Genomic DNA, 17,722 nt, shown 5'->3' on the forward strand with positions numbered 1-17,722 from the left:
TATAACAGAGTACAAATAGCAGGCCAAACAGGTAAAAACAGTATCCGATGGCTAATATGCCTACCCCGGTCCAAGGTTATCCAATGGCACATTGGTAATAAAAGAATACCCCATCCAATGTGCCCACAGTTTGTTTTATGTTAACCGGTAGAGGTTACTTTCGAGGCCATCAGCATTAATCCTTAAGCTCCACCATCCTCATATTTTCGTAACCCAATATATAGGAGGCTCTATTATAATATCCGGAAGAAATGTCCTTGTTATAATTAAACTTGTTACCAGTATATTCCGTTTCTCCTATAAGTTTGGAGGCAATAACCAAATCGTTTTTATAAGCGAGTTTTAGAAGCATATCCATTGTAAGATCGAAGCCGCGAACCGCATATGCATCGGGATCGGAACCATACTTATTTCTATATGCCTTTAAGAAACCATTATCTTCGGCCTCTCTCGACGGGGAAGGATATGTAAATCTCAAATTAGAAAGGTGGGAATAGGAAACTACTTCACTATCAAAAGCCTTGTTCTTGTCCGTTGTAAAAAGCCGTATACTAATTTCCTTGTTTATTAAAGAATTGAGTAACGATCCCACGTGATACACCACATTGGCCTGATCGGTTTCCAGAAACACCCAGTTTTCGTTCTCCAATGACAATATCTTTGAAATTTTATCAATGTCCACAGTCCGATCCTCCTTCAAGGCCACAATTTTAGCCCCTGGAAATTTCATCATTAAAGCGGATTCCGTAGATTTATTCTTTTGATCAGCAATTATAACAATATTCTCTTTGGTCCGTAAGCCTTCAACATAGGTCATCATATGGTCCACCATGACTTTTTCAGAAGGAAGGGTAAAAAACACATTGTTTAAACTTAAATCACTTTTTTCGGTCAAGGGAGCAACAACCGGAACTCCGTATTCAGCAGCCTGCATGGCCACCTCTTTTAAAGATTGTGGCTCCAAGGGACCAAAAATAGCAGAGACCCCTATCAAATTTTCCCTTTGTAATATTCCCTTCGTACGATTCAAGTCCAATTGGGTATCGTAGGTTTTCACATCAACCGAGATTCCTAATTTGGCTATTGAATCCAAGGCCACCATGGCTCCTGAATATAGACCCAAACTATATTTTACATCTTTTCTATTTTCTATAGCATTTTTTGTGGCAACATTGTCATTTAAATCCAACCTATCCAACCTAAAGGGCAAAAGAAATAATAGTTTAGGCCGGTTTAACTTATTGATACTGTCCTTTAAATTAATCTTATCCAAGATCAGTGCATTTTTTACGTCAAAATTACCTGTCTGGGCTTTGGGTAATTTCAAGACCATTCCTGCCTTTAGTCCGTCCTTTAATTCTGGATTAAGGTCCAACAATTCTTTATAGGTTACTCCAAATTTACGGGTTAGTGAAAACTCGGTCTGCTTAGGTTTGACCTCATAAAAATTGTAATTCTCAATATTCACTTCTCCGGTCTCTACCTTTTGCACAGGTATCCTCAACACCATTCCTTCCTTTAGCCCACCTCTTTCCTTTATTTCAGGGTTCAAGGCTATAATTTCGCTGGAGGTTAATCCAAACTTTTTTTCCAAACTATAAAAAGTCTGTTTTGGCGGAACGGTATATGAATTGTATAACTGGGTTTCTTGATCTTTAATGCTACTGCCCAATAATTTTGGCAACAACAACTCCTGACCAGAGGACAAGTAGTCTGTTATTTTCGATAATTTTGGATTTAGAACCAATAAACTATCTATGGTAATCCCGTACTTATTGGCAATACTCCACCGTGTTTCCTTGGGTTGCACGGTATAAATTTCATAATTATCCTCAATAAATGCTTTTTCGGCAGGATCCACTCTTTTATATTTAGGAATCTTAAGAATCATACCCTTTTTCAATTGAACAGAGTACAACTCCTTATTGTAGCGCTTAATATCATCCTCCGAAATATCATACCGTTTGGAGATTCCGAACAGCGTTTCTTTTCTTTTGGTTCGGTGCGAGATATAGCCAATAGGCTGCCGCTGATGAGGACCGGCTTCATTTCCTTTTAATGCTTGCAACAAGGCGGTTACCTCGGTTACACTATCTTTTTTTACAACAGTACCGTTTGCTGTAGGAATTACCAAAATGGTATTGGCCCTTAATGGCTGACCTTTTTTTATCTCCTTATTGTAATTTAAAATCCCCTGCTCGGAAACCTTGTATCGTTTAGAGATACTTTCTAAAGTTTCACCAGCTTTAACGGAATGGGTAGTGAATTTTTGTGCTATTGCATTGAAGCTCAACAACAATAAAAAAACCGTTGTAATAATTACTTTACTATATATTTTCACAAGTATAGATTTTAATTGTTCTATTTATAATAAGTCAAGTACAAAATTGAGAACGAACACAAACACAACAATGTTATACTAAAAATTAAATATTAATGCCAAACTTGGAAATTTAGAATTACGTTATACTTAATACTTAATTATTCCCATTCAATCGTTGCTGGTGGTTTGGAGCTAATATCGTATACCACCCTATTTACACCTCTAACCTTATTTATGATGTCGTTGGAGGTTTTCTGCAAAAATTCATAGGGCAAATTCACCCAATCCGCTGTCATCCCGTCCGTACTTTCAACTGCCCTTAAAGCTACACATTTTTCATAAGTCCTTTCATCCCCCATAACACCAACACTGTTAACAGGCAAGAGCATTGCTCCCGCTTGCCATACTTTGTCATAAAGCCCCCATTCCTTTAATCCGTTGATAAAAATGGCATCTACCTCTTGCAGAATAGCCACTTTCTCACGAGTAATGTCCCCTAAAATACGAATTGCCAACCCTGGTCCTGGAAAGGGATGCCTGCCCAATAATTCCTTATCGATTCCCAAACTGGCGCCTACCCGCCTAACTTCATCCTTAAACAACATTCGCAATGGCTCTACAACCTTCAATTTCATATAATCCGGTAATCCACCTACATTATGATGACTTTTTATGGTTGCAGACGGGCCTCCTGTAGCCGACACTGATTCAATAACGTCTGGGTATATTGTTCCCTGAGCAAGCCATTTTGCATCTTCCACCAAGTGCGATTCATCATCAAAGACTTCTATAAAAACCCTTCCTATGGCCTTTCTTTTCTTTTCTGGATCACTTTCTCCTTCCAAGTTATCCAAAAAACGTGCCGAAGCGTCTACACCCTTAACATTTAACCCCATTCCTTCATATTGGTCCAAAACAGATTGGAACTCATTTTTACGAAGAAGGCCGTTATTTACGAATATACAGTGTAAATGCTTCCCGATTGCTTTGTGCAGCAAAACTGCCGCCACTGTGGAATCTACACCGCCGGATAATCCAAGAATTACCTTTTCATCACCAATTTTAGCCTTTAATTCGGCAACAGTAGTTTCCACAAACGAATCGGGAGTCCAAGTCTGAGCCACCCCGGCTATATGTACCAAAAAGTTTTCCAACAACTTTTTCCCATCAGTAGTATGATAAACTTCAGGGTGAAATTGAATGGCATAGGTCTCTTCATCTTTTAACTTATAGGCCGCATTCTCCACATCATGCGTACTTGCCAATTTAATGGCTCCAGCAGGTAAATCCTTTATAGTATCACTGTGGCTCATCCAAACCTGGCTGCCTTCCGAAATTCCTTCGAAAAAAGATTCACTGTGATCAATAAAGGACAATTTAGCCCTCCCGTATTCACGGGTATTGGAAGGCGCTACATTGCCACCGTTAAAGTGGGCCAAATATTGTGCACCATAGCAAACGGCCAATAGTGGCATTTTGCCTTTAATCTGGGACAAATCTGGATGTGGGGCATCATCTCCCCTTACCGAAAACGGTGAACCCGAAAGGATCACAGCCTTGTATTCCGATAAATCCTCAGGCAAATGGTTGTACGGTTTAATTTCGCAGAAAATATTAAGTTCCCTGACCCTTCTAGCGATGAGCTGCGTATATTGGGAACCAAAATCTAATATTAGGACGTTATTTTGCATGGGCAAAAATAGTAATTTGAAATTTTTGTAAAAGGATCTTTGAGGTATATTAATTACAAAACTTATAAACAGAGTGAATTCACCTATCCATATTTAACTAATAGCCCCTAAAATAAGGGGATTCTTTCAGAAAGGTTTCAAATTAAAATTTTTCCGGGTCAGGTACTTCAAATTGGACTTGATGTATTTCAAAATCTAGCTAGACCCCTATACTTGTATCCATTTAGGACAAAAATTAAGCCCGGTAACCAACCGGGCTTTCTAATCAAAACCAACCTAAACCAATTAACTAATTATAACTACTCACAATTTCATTCGAAATTAATTTCAAATTCATAGCAATTTATATCTATAACAACTGAGAAAAGAAATACCCTACTCCAACTTTTATTTTTATCTTTAATAAAACAATAAAAAACGATATTCATGGCCACCGTTTATTTACAGGAAATAAGGGAAGAGCTGCAAAAGGGACCCACAGAAAAAGACCATCCCTTTAGATTTTTTACGTTCTCAACTGTGGGATTAGATCAAGTTGCGCGTTTGCGCACGGTGGTCCTAAGAGATGTTTCCAAGGACCTAAAACTAACTTTCTACACTGATAGACGTTCTAAAAAAATAACCCATATCAAAGAAAACAAAAGAGTGAGCCTGCTCCTTTACCACCCAACCAAATTGTTGCAATTAAAGATTGAAGGCACGGCAACCTACAAAGATGATGAGGCCACCAAAGAGAAATATTGGAGTAAACTGGATACGTACGCCAAAAAGCAATACACAACAAGCAGATCTCCTGGCAGTAATTTAATTAATCCCCAGAATTTGGAATATTTAAGTGAAGAAAATCATTTCTGTATAGTAGAGATTACGCCGTATAAAATTGAATACCTAAAATTAAGTCAACCAAATCATATTAGGGTCCGTTTTTCCAAAGTTGGTATTCAGTGGGAAAGTGAGTATTTGGTCCCCTAATATTCCAACAGGCAACTTTTTTTTGTTCCTTTAAGCCATGGAATCCAATATCATGGCAATATCCTTCTCCGTGGTATCCGGATTAATAAAACAAAAGCGCGCCACAGTTTCGTAAACACCTTTTTGTTTATACTTGGTTGGAGTTACCAAGGCGAATCCTTCCCTGTGATTTTTATAGGTCCAATGGGTGTAATCTTGGGGAGACCATCCCTTTCTCCTGAACAACACGCATGAAAGACTAGGTTCCCTTACCAATTCCACCAAGGAATGCTTACGTATAAGGTTCCCCGCCAAATTGGCCAACTCTATACCTTGATCAACTGCCCACGAATACTTATCCGTACCGTGCATGGCCAATGAAAACCAAAGTGGCAACCCCCTTACTCGGCGAGTCAGTTGTATTTGATAGTCAGAAGGGTTAAAACCATGGGCACCTTCATCCTTAAAAATTTCCAAATAAGAACCTTCTTGTGAATGGGCTTCCTTGGCCAATTCCGGGTTTTTATAAATTATAGCTCCACAGTCATAGGGTGAAAAAAGCCATTTGTGTGGATCAATGGTAATACTATCCGCTTGCTCTATTCCTTGGAACAACGGCCTTGCTATTGTGGAGGCTAAGGCGCCACCACCATAGGCGGCATCTACATGAAACCAAAGGTTTTCCGTATTGCACACATTGGCAATACCTGACAAATCATCAATGATACCAGCATTCGTAGTACCTCCGGTACCAACAACTGCAAACAACCTATCCCTTTGTTGGCTATCAAGGGAATCAATTTTTTCACTTAGGGCCTCAGCGGTCATTTGTTCCTCAGTTTCCACCAAAAGCACATCACAGTCAATAACCTTGGCCATGGATTTAACGGATGAATGGGCCCCGGAGGAAGTTATGATCAATCCTTTTTTATTGGTATTACTAGGATATTTGCGCCAATTTTCCCTAGCGGTAACCATAGCGGATAAGTTGGCGGCCGTACCCCCGCTTGTAAATACCCCAAAAGAACCTGACGGCAATCCGGTTAAGGAAACCAACCATTTCATGGCCTCGTTCTCGCAAAATATTCCACCTGCACCTTCCATCCAATAAGCACCATGAATACTTGATGCCGAAGTGACCAGATCAAACATTACCGCGGCACGCGTAGGCGAAGCGGGTACAAATGCCAAATGTCTGGGATGATCTATAGGTACCGTAGCTTTTATAAGCACCTCTTTAAACAGTTGAAACGCCTTTTCCCCTCCTATACCATTAGGAGTAACAGTTTCTCCCACTAAGGCCCTTAATTCTTCTTCTTTCTTGGGTTTGCCCAATTCCGGGGCTGGATGGGTTATGCGACCAATGGCGTATTTCATGACATCCAATGTCATTTCCACCATTTCAAAATCTACTTTGTGCATGGACATAGTCTGTTTTTAACAAATATAACCTTTTGGATTGTTACAATCTTTCAAGAAACCGCAATAAAAAAGTATCGATTTCAATCCATTTTTACAATGGAAAAATCTCCGGATAACGGCCTAAGTGCCTTCATTAATCTTGGAATCAATCGTTCTCCATACTCCAAATAAAGTTCAGAGAAATTAAGATTGCGCTCTTGTAGTGATTTATTCGGGAAAAGTTGATTCTGTATTTCGGTCATGCGCATCACTTGATCCTCCAACTTTCGTTTTTGCGCTTTTAACAACCTTTTCTCTAAATGATCCAAACCTTGCAATTGCTTAACCTCCTGCGCTTTTACTGCGCCTAAAAAAGAAGCGTCCGTTTGGGATGCCAGTTCGTACAACCCTTTAAACTGCTCCTCCAAATGTTTCTTTTGGGGGGTAAAATCGATATCAATATTGGAAATCTCCCTTATCTTTTTATTGATAAGACTATTTTGTTTTAGAAATATATCCGTGAGGGAAATATTCATGCGATGTAATTTCTCCATCTGTTTCCCGGTAATTACCAATGCCGAATTACGAAGTAATAATATAGGGAAAGGCACTTTCATTTCTTCAAACATATCTTTCAGCTCCAACCAATAAGCCAATTCCCCACCTCCACCTATATAACAGAGGTTGGGCAAAATAACTTCTTGGTATAAAGGCCTAGTAATTACGTTGGGAGAAAAACGTTCGGGGTATTTTTCCAGTTCGGCCAGTATTTCTTCCTGACTGAATTGGATTTTAGTATCGTTTATATAATATTTTCCATCACGTTCCAATAGCCTCTCACGGACACCCTCCACCAGATAAAAATAATTAATCTCCCTTGGGTTAACCTGAATACCATAATTTTCTGGCAGGGCCTGAAGCTGATCTATGGTCGCGATTACCTTTTTATACGAAGCATTTTCCAATAAATCCCGTTTTACATAGGGTAGCAATAAGCGCTTCAATTCTGCATTATTCCCATCCAAAATAACAAGACCGTGTTCCCCAAAAAGCTCGTTGGCCAAAAAACGAGTGGCATCCGTAAGGTTATCATGCTCCAAATACGCCTTGGCAAACCATTCTTTTAGCCTATTGGCATTGATGCTATTGCCCATTTCATTTGAAAATGCCTCCAAGATAGCTTCCAACCCATCTGTTTCAAGCGGTCCAACAGCACCTGAGGCCATTTTATTCCATTGTAATTTTTTCCCTCTAAAATTGAAGTAGTTTATTTCATCAAAATCGTGATCTTCGGTCGCCATCCAATAAATAGGCACAAAATTATTTTCAGGATTGGACAGCTTCAATTCCTTGGTAAGATTAATTGTGGAAATGATCTTATATAAAAAATACAGGGGGCCAGTAAACAAATTTAATTGATGTCCCGTAACAACGGTAAAAGTAGAAGCCTCTTTTAAGAGCGAAATATTTACTTTGGTATCTTCCGAAATACCAACATTCTTATATTGATCTTTCAGCACCGAATACAATACTTTCCTATGGGTCTCTGGAAAATTTTGTTTGGCCTTAATCTGCTCCTTAAATTGATCTATACGTGGTGGTCTATCATAAAATGGCAGTAGAGTTTCCTTGCCTTCCAAATAATCACATATTAAATCAGAAAAATAACCAGTTTTTTTAAAGGGTATGCCTTCGACTTCCATAGAAATATTGGTAATAGCTGGTAAAGATAAAATTATCCCTTTTTTCAGTTCCTAAAAATACGTTAAGAAGTTTAAATATCAATTTTAAAATAACTTTTTGAACTTTGTTTTGGCTAATCTGAAAATCGCGAGTCCTATTGGAATAGAACTAATATCACTAATATTCCTTAGATTTGATTTGAAGCAAATTAATGGATTTCTATGAAAAAACTTTTACTAACCTTTATTCTCCTTACTACCACCTTTGGCATTTCCCAAACTTTACTATCCCCATCAGAATTTTTAGGTTACGGGTTGGGATCGGAATTTACTCGGCACCATCAAGTAGTGGAATATTATAAATATCTGGCCCATAGCGCTTCGGACCGAGTTAAATTGATAGAGTATGGAAAAACCAACGAACGTAGACCATTGATCGTGGCCTATGTTTCTACAGCCGAAAATATAGGTAACCTGGAGTCTATTAGGAAGGAACATATTAAGAATACTACAGGTGAGGGGTCGCCTACCAAGGCCATTGTATGGTTAAGCTATAATGTTCATGGAAATGAAAGTGTAAGCACCGAAGCCTCCATGCAGACCATATATGAACTATTGACCAGCAAAGCGTCCTACCTAAAAAATACCGTGGTGATTATAGACCCATGTATTAATCCAGATGGGCGGGATCGTTATGTAAACTGGTACAATCAATTTAAGAATACTCCCAATAATATTGACCCCAATAGCAAGGAACACCATGAAGGTTGGTTGAACGGGCGGTCTAACCATTACATGTTCGACCTAAATCGTGATTGGGCATGGCTCACACAAATTGAAAGTCGACAACGCATAAAGGTTTTTAACCAATGGCTGCCACATGTACATGTGGATTTTCATGAACAGGGAGTAAACAATCCTTATTATTTTGCCCCGGCCGCAGAACCCTTTCATGAAGTTGTAACCGATTTTCAGCGCGATTTTCAAGTTACCATAGGCAAGAACCACGCTAAATACTTCGATGCCAATGGCTGGTTTTATTTCACAAAAGAAGTCTTTGATCTTTTATACCCTAGCTATGGCGACACCTTCCCCACATACAATGGTGGCATAGGAATGACCTATGAGCAGGGTGGCAGTGGACATGCCGGATTGGGAGTCAAAACCATTATAGGGGACACGCTTACCCTCCAAGACCGTATAGCACATCACCTCACCACAGGCTTGTCTACAGTGGAAGTAGCCTCCCAAAATTCAGAAAGATTAAACAGGGAATTCAAGAAATTCTATAAGGAAAAGAATTTCAAATACAAGAGTTATGTGATGAACGGGGACCCAGATAAAATTGAAGCCATTACCTCATTGCTTAAATCCCATGAGATTAAATACGGCTGGGCGAAGGACGGATTGGTAAAAGGTCACCTGTATAGCTCCGGGAAATTGGGGACTCTAAAAACTACCCCTGCAAGTTTAGTGGTATCTACCAATCAAGCCAAAGGCACCTTGGCACAGGTGCTCATGGAACCCAATACAAAACTCAGTGATTCGCTCACCTACGATATTACGGCCTGGTCATTACCCTACGCCTATGGATTGGAGTCTATTGCTTCCCAAACATTGGTGGATTCCAACACACCTGGTGATGGGATATCCCAACCCACTCCGGAAACCAAAATCACGGAGGATAATTATGCCTATGTAAGCGATTGGACCAGCATGAAAGATGCCCGATTTTTAACAGCATTAATGAAGGAAAATATAAGGGTTCGGTTTGCCAAAAATCCTTTTCGTGTGGAAGGGAAGAAATTTGAGCGAGGCAGTTTGATCATTACCAAAGGAGATAACAAGAACCATAAGGGTTTTGCGGAAACCTTAAGCAGGGTGGCCTACAACAACAAAACCTTATTAACACCGGCCAATACCGGATTTGTGGAAAAAGGAAATGATTTTGGTTCCAGTTACGTACCAATGATTACCGACACCAAAATAGCCATGTTGTCCGGGGAACCGACAAGCACCCTTCAATTTGGGGAAATTTGGCACTTTTTTGAACAACAGCTACAATATCCGCTGACCATTTTGGATACTGAATATTACGATGAAGTGGACATAAACGAATATGATGTCCTTATTCTCCCCAACGGATGGTATTCCAAGTTCTTTAATGAAAGTAGACTTGAAGAACTAAAGGAATTTGTGAGCAATGGAGGAAAATTAATCGCCTTGGAAGGGGCTATAAAAAGTATAATAGGGGAACATGGTTTTAAAATAAAGGAAAAGGAAGTTAAAAAAGATAGTACTGAAACCATACTGCCTTATGAGGAGGCAGAGCGGGAAGACATCAAGAACTCGATTACCGGTGCTATTTTTAAAACCAAGGTAGATTCAACACATCCATTGGCCTACGGTTACGGCGACGAATACTTTACACTTAAGTTAAGTGATGACGCTTTTGAAAATCTGGATACAGGCACTGTCGCTTATTTAGAAAAAAACATTATTCCCATTTCTGGTTTCGCAGGAAGCGAAGCCAAGAAAAAGATTGCAAATACACTTGTATTCGGGGTGGAGGACCTAGGCAAGGGACAGGTAGTTTATATGGTAGACAATCCTTTATTCCGTGGATTTTGGGAGAACGGAAAACTCTTTTTCGTCAATGCCCTATTCATGGTAAAATAATCTGGACAATGCTAAAGCGCACCAAACAATCAACACTTAAATTAGGCCAGAAATATGGAGGAAATAGTTGAAGCACAAAAACAATTCTTTAATAGCAATACCACCAAGGATATAGCTTTCAGGATTGGGCAATTGCAAAAATTGGAATCCATATTAAGAGCTAATGAAGAACTCCTGCACCAGGCCATATACAAGGATTTTAAAAAGTCCGCCTTTGAAAATTACACTACTGAAATCAGCTTGCTATATCACGACATAAAAGAGGCCATAAAAAGGGTAAAAAAATGGTCGGCACAAAAAAGGGTCAGGACCAATTTGGCCAATTTACCTGGTAAATCCTATATAATTCCGGAACCATTAGGTGTAAGTCTAATCATAGGGGCATGGAATTACCCCTACCAACTTTCCCTTGCTCCGGCTATTGCCGCCATTGCCGCAGGGAATACCGTGATAATAAAACCAAGTGAATTGCCCATTAACACCAGCAAGGCAATGGCCAAATTGATCAACGAAAATTTTGACCCCAATTTTTTTAAGGTGATCGAAGGCGGTGTAGCCGAAACCACCGACTTACTAAATCAAAAGTTCGATAAAATATTTTTCACAGGGAGTGTGCCTGTTGGGAAAATCGTCTACCAGGCTGCAGCAAAAAAATTAATTCCTGTTACCTTGGAATTAGGAGGAAAAAGTCCAGCTATAATTACAGCCAACTGCGACCTCAAAATAAGTGTAAAAAGACTTATTTGGGCAAAATATCTTAATGCTGGCCAAACCTGCATTGCCCCGGACTATGTGGTAGTGCACGAAAAAGTTAAAGAGGAGTTTTTAAAACTGGCCAAAAAGGAAATAGCCCAATCCAAATTTTTGATAGAAGAGGATAATTACGTTCAGATAATAAATGATAAAAACCTGCAGCGTCTAATAGCCTTGATCGATAAGGATAAAATATACACAGGAGGGGAATACGATCTTGAAAATAGAATTATGGAACCCACCATTTTAACCAATATTACTTTTGAAGATAAGGTAATGCAGGACGAAATATTCGGCCCAATCCTTCCAGTTTTGGAATATAACGACCTTAACAAAATTATACAAGAAATAAAGGCCAGACCAAAGCCACTATCCTGTTATGTCTTTACCAGCGTTAAGAAGATAAAACGCAAAATTTTGGATGAAATCTCTTTTGGTGGTGGAGCCGTAAATGACGCCGTAATGCACATTGCCAATAGCAATATGGGCTTTGGAGGTGTTGGAGAAAGTGGCATAGGCTCTTATCACGGCGAATACGGATTTAGAGCATTTTCACACTATAAGGGTATATTGGAGAAACCAACCTGGATAGAACCGAACTTTAAATATCACCCCCATACCAAAAGTAAATTAAAATGGATAAAACGGCTTATTGGCTGACCAACACTTTTCTTAACTATTCTAAAAAACAGGAGAATACAGTTTACATCATACAAATAGTATAGCAGAGACCAATAGCATCAAAAAAAAAATTGAACATCTAAAAAAACAGGATTATGGAAAACATTTTCAATAAAGAGGTAGTGGGCAAAGTTATAGGGAGAATTAACAAATTAAACTCCAAAAGTACCGCCCTATGGGGTAAAATGACAGTTGCGCAGATGTTGGCCCATTGTAACGTCCCCTATGAAATGGTCTATACTGATAAACACCCCAAACCTAACGGAATAATGAAATTTATGCTTAAACTTTTTGTAAAACAACCAGTGGTTAATGACAAACCATACAAAAAAAACAGCAGGACTGCTCCGGCATTTCTAATTACAGACGAAAGGGACTTTGAAGTTGAAAAAAAGCGATTGATAGACCACCTAACAAAAACTCAGGAGCTTGGAGAAAATCACTTCCACAACAAGGAATCCCATTCCTTTGGCCCCCTTACCAAAACAGAATGGAACAATTTGTTTTACAAACATCTCAACCACCATTTGGAACAATTTGGAGTATAGACAATTGTTCAAAAAATACAATTAACACCCTCCTTTGTCCGACCTCCAAAGTTATTATGGGCATTTTTCCAAAAATATTCCATATTTAAGTATTATTCAATATTATTGCAAATTAATCAACCCATTACGCACTTAATCAAAAAAACCATTCCATTTTAAACATCTTATGAAAAATTTAAACGGCATCTATCTATTGGCAATTTCCATTTTACTTTTTTCCTGCAACCAAAAGGAGAATAAAATGGGCGACTTTAAACTACTACCTCAACCCCAAGAATTTCAGGTTATGGGAGCCAGTTCTATATCCCACGATGAATCCCTAAAAGTTATAGCCCAAAACGGTGAGGCATTACCTATAATTAATAAGGATATCTTAGTAATTAATGAGAACAAGGGTAAGGCCACTTTAACATACGAAATAGATGCCAATTTGGATACACCGGCGGAAGGGTATACCCTAGCTATAACAGACAACCAAATTAACATAACAGGGAAAGATGAAGCTGGATTGTTCTATGCATTCAAGACCTTGGAACAATTAATGGTTGATGCGAAAGACCAAAAGGCAAACCTACCATTATGCCAATTAAAAGATTTTCCCCTTTTGGCCTATCGTTCCGTCCACTTAGATGTAAAACACCATTTGGAAAAGACCGAATACTATTATCAATTGTTGGATAAGTTTGCCAGCTATAAGATCAACGGTATTATATTGGAAGTTGAGGACAAATTAAAATTTAAGAGTCAGCCTATCGTTGCCTCCGAAGATGCATTGAGTATTGAAGAATGGAAAAAGATCAGTGATTACGCCAAAGACCGTCATATAGAAATCAGTCCATTGGTACAGGGATTGGGACATGCCTCATTTATATTAAAGCACCCAGAGTATAGGGAGCTTAGGGATAATCCGGAAAGTGATTGGGCTTTTAATCCATTGGACCCTAAAACCTATGAAGTGCAGTTTGACCTTTATTTAGATGCTATGGAAGCCTTTCCATATGGAAAATACCTACATGTTGGCGGTGATGAAGTACATACCACGGGAAGAGGGAGCAAAGAATCTCCCCTGAAATTACAATTGATGTGGCTGGACAAAGTAGCCAAATTTGCTGAAGAACATGGAAAAACCCCGATTTTTTGGGATGATATGCCGCTTAAACAGGCCGATGTTTATGACCCCATGTTTAAAAAGGAGATGACCCAAGAAGAAGTGGATCAAGTTTGGTTGGAAAATGAGCACAAATTATTGGAGTTTCTGGACATTTTCCCTAAGAATTGTATCTATATGAGATGGAATTACAGTTCCCCCCAAGCTTTAGGAAATATTAAGGCCATGCAGTGGTTTACAGATCATGAACTACAAGTAATGGGTGCAACTGCCGGCCAAACCCGATGGGTTCTAATGCCTCAGGAAGAAAGCAATATGGAAAACATTAGATCTTTTGCGGTTAGTTCCATAAATAGTGGTCTCAATGGACTGCTGTTAACACTATGGGATGATGATTCCCCACATTTTGAATTGTACATGAGGGGCATCTTGGCCTTTGCCGAATATTCCTGGATTGGTGACAAGCGAACTAAAGAGGAAATTAAAACTGCCTTTAGACAAAGGGAATACGGATATCCCCTTGCCGATGTTAACAATAGTTTTATTACCGCACTTGAAACACCTGTGGCATTCTGGAAAAATGCATTGCTAAAAGGCAATCAGCGCAACTTTCTACCTTCAATGGAAAATCCAATGGAAAAGGCCGTAATCGACTTTCCGGATAAGAAAAATATTGGGGCATGGAGTTCTGCCAACGAAGACCGAATAAAATCAGCAGCCCAAGTGCTATCTCAAACCGACAGTATCGCAAAAAAAATAGAATATGCCCGTTCCATTGCACTGCGCAACGACCATAACCTACAGGTTTATGAACAAGTAAATAAACTGGCCCAATTCAGCCCAAAAATGCTCTTGGCCCTCCGGGATTATGACCAGGCGGAAAGTAGAGATGACATTATTGCAACGGCTTCCAAACTCAAAGAACTGGAGTCTGAATTTAGCACCCTAAGAAAGGATTTGGAAATGGTCTACGGCAAAACACGCATTCTAACCAAACCGGACAATTACATCCTAGACCAGGACCATCATGTACATTTGGCCAACCAATCTATAAATTTCGATTGGCAATTTTATGCCGAAATATTGTTTTTTCAAAAATTGAATAATGAACTGGAAAAGGAAATTTATATGGAAAATGCAGATCCTTTAAAAAAATAATTAATTACAGGAATTTGCCAGGCGGAAAAGAGCGACAAAAAAGAGCAACTAAAATAACTTGTGTCCTTGTTGACAAAAATAAGAGTTTTATTAAGTATATTTCGCCCATAAATCCGATTTATAAATTAGGGTTAAGGAGTGTTTATGAAAGAGAAGGAAGCCACCCGAATAAACAAGTTTTTAAGCGAAATGGGCTACTGTTCACGTCGCGCAGCGGACAAACTTATTGATCAAGGTAGAGTTACTATTAACGGGAAAGTTCCAGAAATGGGAACAAAAATTACCGATGATGACGAAGTCCGTGTAGATGGTAAGATTATTTCGGAACCTCAAGAAAAGCCGGTTTATATTGCTTTCAACAAACCTATTGGAATTGTATGCACCACGGACACCAGGGTAGAAAAGGATAATATTATCGACTTCATTAATTACCCAAGTAGAATTTTCCCAATTGGAAGATTGGACAAGCCCAGTGAAGGCCTTATCCTTTTGACCAATGATGGGGACATAGTCAATAAGATTTTACGGGCCAGAAATAAACATCAGAAAGAATATTTAGTAACTGTAGATAAGCCAATCACCAAAGCTTTCCTCGAGAAAATGGCCAATGGGGTGCCCATCCTTGATCGGGTAACCCGAAAATGCGAGATTGAGGAAATTGGCAAATTCCAGTTTAGAATTGTTCTAACACAGGGCCTTAACCGTCAGATCCGAAGAATGTGCGAGTATTTGGGTTACAATGTTACCGCATTAAAACGTATAAGGATAATGAATATTCAATTGGATGTTCCCGTGGGTAAATGGCGTTATTTATCCGAAGGGGAGTTAAATGAAATCAATGAAATGATTTCGGACTCATCAAAGACCCATCAAAAATAAAAACAGAATAATTATCCCCTAAATTAATTTTAACAGTATGACTATGAAGATGGAAGAAATAGAGAATATTGAGCTATTATACCTAAGTGTAAATGACTATCAAGAGCTTAAAACGGCCATGATAGAATCCTATACCACTATGCCCGAATCTTATTGGAGGGAGCATCAAATAGAAAATCTAATATCCAGATTTCCTGAAGGACAGGTAGTCATAAAAGTAAATGGCCATATTGCAGGCTGTGCACTGTCCATTATTCTGGATTACGACAAATTCGAAGATAAGCACACTTACCAACAAATAACCGGTAATTACACCTTTAACACGCATTCTCCCGATGGGGATGTACTGTATGGGATCGATGTTTTTATTAAACCGGAATTTAGGGGCATGCGGTTGGGCAGAAGATTGTACGACTACAGAAAAGAACTTTGTGAGCGCCTAAATTTGAAAGGGGTTGCCTTTGGCGGCAGAATCCCCAACTACCATAAATACATGGACACCTTGTCGCCAAAAGCATATATAGAAAAGGTAAAACGCAAGGAAATAAACGACCCCGTTCTTAATTTTCAGATATCCAACGATTTTTATCCCAGTAAAATTCTGAAGAACTATTTGGAAGGAGATACTGCCTCCAACGATTACGCCGTGCTTTTAAGGTGGGACAATATTTATTATGAAAAGAAAAACATAAAGGCCAGCGTTGTAAAAAAAGTTGTAAGGGTAGGGCTCATCCAATGGCAAATGCGTCCCTATAAAAATCTGGACGATGTACTTCAACAAGCAGAGTATTTTGTGGATGCGGTTTCAGGATATAGATCGGACTTTGCCCTATTCCCTGAATTCTTTAATGCACCCTTGATGGCCGAGAACAATCATTTATCGGAGTCCGCTGCAATCAGGGAGCTGGCTAAACACACAGCCACCATTGTACAGCGATTTTCCGAACTGGCCATTTCCTATAATATAAATATTATTACTGGGAGTATGCCAGAAATGAAAGATGAAAGACTATACAACGTTGGGTACATCTGCAAAAGGGATGGAACCAAGGAAAGATATGAGAAATTACATGTAACTCCAGATGAGGAAAGGGTTTGGGGACTGCAGGGCGGCAACGACCTAAAGGTATTTGATACGGATTGCGGGAAGGTTGGCATCTTGATCTGTTACGATTCCGAATTTCCGGAATTAAGTAGATTATTGGCAGACGAGGGCATGGATATTTTATTTGTACCTTACTTAACAGATACCCAAAATGGCTTTTCCAGGGTCAGAAATTGTGCACAGGCCAGAGCCATAGAGAACGAATGCTATGTAGCCATCGCCGGAAGCGTGGGCAACCTGCCCAAAGTACATAATATGGATATTCAATATGCCCAATCCATGGTATTTACACCCTGTGATTTCGCCTTTCCCGCCAACGGAATAAAAGCTGAAGCTACTCCAAATACCGAAATGATACTCATTGTAGACTTAGATATAGATTTGCTAAGAGAACTAAACCAATTTGGTAGTGTAAGAAACTTGAAGGACAGAAGAACCGATATTTTTGAAGTGCGAAGAAAGAACTAACAAAGGGCATATTATCCCCTGTCACATTTTACAGGTTTACAAAAAAATAAGTAATCAAGCTTTAAGCTGAATTTATCAAACCACGGACTAATTATATCAAAATCCTCATTTGGTGAAATAACGAATTACTTAGCTTCCCTATAGACATAGTTATAACAACGGATAGTACTAAAACTATCCGTTGTTTTATTATTTCGAAAGTAATCGAATATTATTCGGCACTTTATACTCTCCAACAACAAACCTTTCTCAATTACCTAGGCCTTTCCTTCAACAGATACCGGAAATATATACA

11 protein-coding genes are annotated in these 17,722 nt (G+C 39.1%); 7 read left to right on the forward strand and 4 right to left on the reverse strand.

What is annotated here, in order from left to right; all coding sequences use genetic code 11:
- Window positions 1-175 precede the first annotated feature (175 nt).
- Window positions 176-2,341, reverse strand: coding sequence for a PBP1 and LysM peptidoglycan-binding domain-containing protein (locus H4O18_RS12295; protein WP_343065463.1), 2,166 nt, complete (start codon window positions 2,339-2,341; stop codon window positions 176-178).
- Between the two features lie 140 nt (window positions 2,342-2,481).
- Window positions 2,482-4,014, reverse strand: a complete 1,533-nt coding sequence (guaA, locus tag H4O18_RS12300) for a glutamine-hydrolyzing GMP synthase (protein ID WP_187584979.1) — start codon at window positions 4,012-4,014, stop codon at window positions 2,482-2,484.
- 426 nt (window positions 4,015-4,440) lie between these two features.
- On the opposite strand from guaA, the gene H4O18_RS12305 reads away from it, so the two are divergent.
- Window positions 4,441-4,986 carry a pyridoxamine 5'-phosphate oxidase family protein gene (locus H4O18_RS12305; RefSeq protein WP_187584981.1) on the forward strand — a complete coding sequence of 182 codons (546 nt, stop codon included), beginning with the start codon at window positions 4,441-4,443 and terminating at the stop codon, window positions 4,984-4,986.
- Window positions 4,987-5,016: 30 nt separating this feature from the next.
- Here H4O18_RS12305 and H4O18_RS12310 read toward each other — a convergent pair whose 3' ends face one another.
- Together H4O18_RS12310 and bshC are read right to left on the reverse strand one after the other, a co-directional pair.
- On the reverse strand, window positions 5,017-6,387 hold the full coding sequence (locus tag H4O18_RS12310; protein ID WP_187585072.1) for a pyridoxal phosphate-dependent decarboxylase family protein: 1,371 nt from the start codon (window positions 6,385-6,387) through the stop codon (window positions 5,017-5,019).
- An 80-nt stretch (window positions 6,388-6,467) separates the two neighbouring features.
- Window positions 6,468-8,069 (reverse strand): bacillithiol biosynthesis cysteine-adding enzyme BshC, encoded by a 1,602-nt coding sequence (gene bshC, locus H4O18_RS12315; protein ID WP_187584983.1) that lies wholly within the window; start codon window positions 8,067-8,069, stop codon window positions 6,468-6,470.
- Window positions 8,070-8,270: 201 nt separating this feature from the next.
- Here bshC and H4O18_RS12320 point away from each other — a divergent pair, with 201 nt between their 5' ends.
- The 6 genes from H4O18_RS12320 (at window position 8,271) to H4O18_RS12345 (ending at window position 17,427) form a co-directional block, all read left to right on the forward strand.
- Window positions 8,271-10,727, forward strand: coding sequence for a M14 family zinc carboxypeptidase (locus tag H4O18_RS12320; protein WP_187584985.1), 2,457 nt, complete (start codon window positions 8,271-8,273; stop codon window positions 10,725-10,727).
- Between the two features lie 54 nt (window positions 10,728-10,781).
- On the forward strand, window positions 10,782-12,140 hold the full coding sequence (locus H4O18_RS12325; protein WP_187584987.1) for an aldehyde dehydrogenase: 1,359 nt from the start codon (window positions 10,782-10,784) through the stop codon (window positions 12,138-12,140).
- Window positions 12,141-12,256: 116 nt separating this feature from the next.
- Window positions 12,257-12,709, forward strand: coding sequence for a DUF1569 domain-containing protein (locus H4O18_RS12330; protein WP_187584989.1), 453 nt, complete (start codon window positions 12,257-12,259; stop codon window positions 12,707-12,709).
- A 166-nt stretch (window positions 12,710-12,875) separates the two neighbouring features.
- Window positions 12,876-14,975, forward strand: a complete 2,100-nt coding sequence (locus H4O18_RS12335; RefSeq protein ID WP_187584991.1) for a beta-N-acetylhexosaminidase — start codon at window positions 12,876-12,878, stop codon at window positions 14,973-14,975.
- A gap of 144 nt (window positions 14,976-15,119) precedes the next feature.
- Window positions 15,120-15,854 carry a 23S rRNA pseudouridine(2604) synthase RluF gene (gene rluF / locus H4O18_RS12340; RefSeq protein ID WP_187584994.1) on the forward strand — a complete coding sequence of 245 codons (735 nt, stop codon included), beginning with the start codon at window positions 15,120-15,122 and terminating at the stop codon, window positions 15,852-15,854.
- Between the two features lie 43 nt (window positions 15,855-15,897).
- Entirely contained in the window at window positions 15,898-17,427 is a 1,530-nt protein-coding gene (locus H4O18_RS12345) for a carbon-nitrogen hydrolase family protein (protein WP_187584996.1), read from the forward strand.
- Window positions 17,428-17,722: the final 295 nt, after the last annotated feature.

Origin of the sequence: Arenibacter arenosicollis (genome assembly GCF_014397245.1) — a bacterium.
Taxonomy (GTDB): Bacteria; Bacteroidota; Bacteroidia; order Flavobacteriales; family Flavobacteriaceae; genus Arenibacter; species Arenibacter arenosicollis.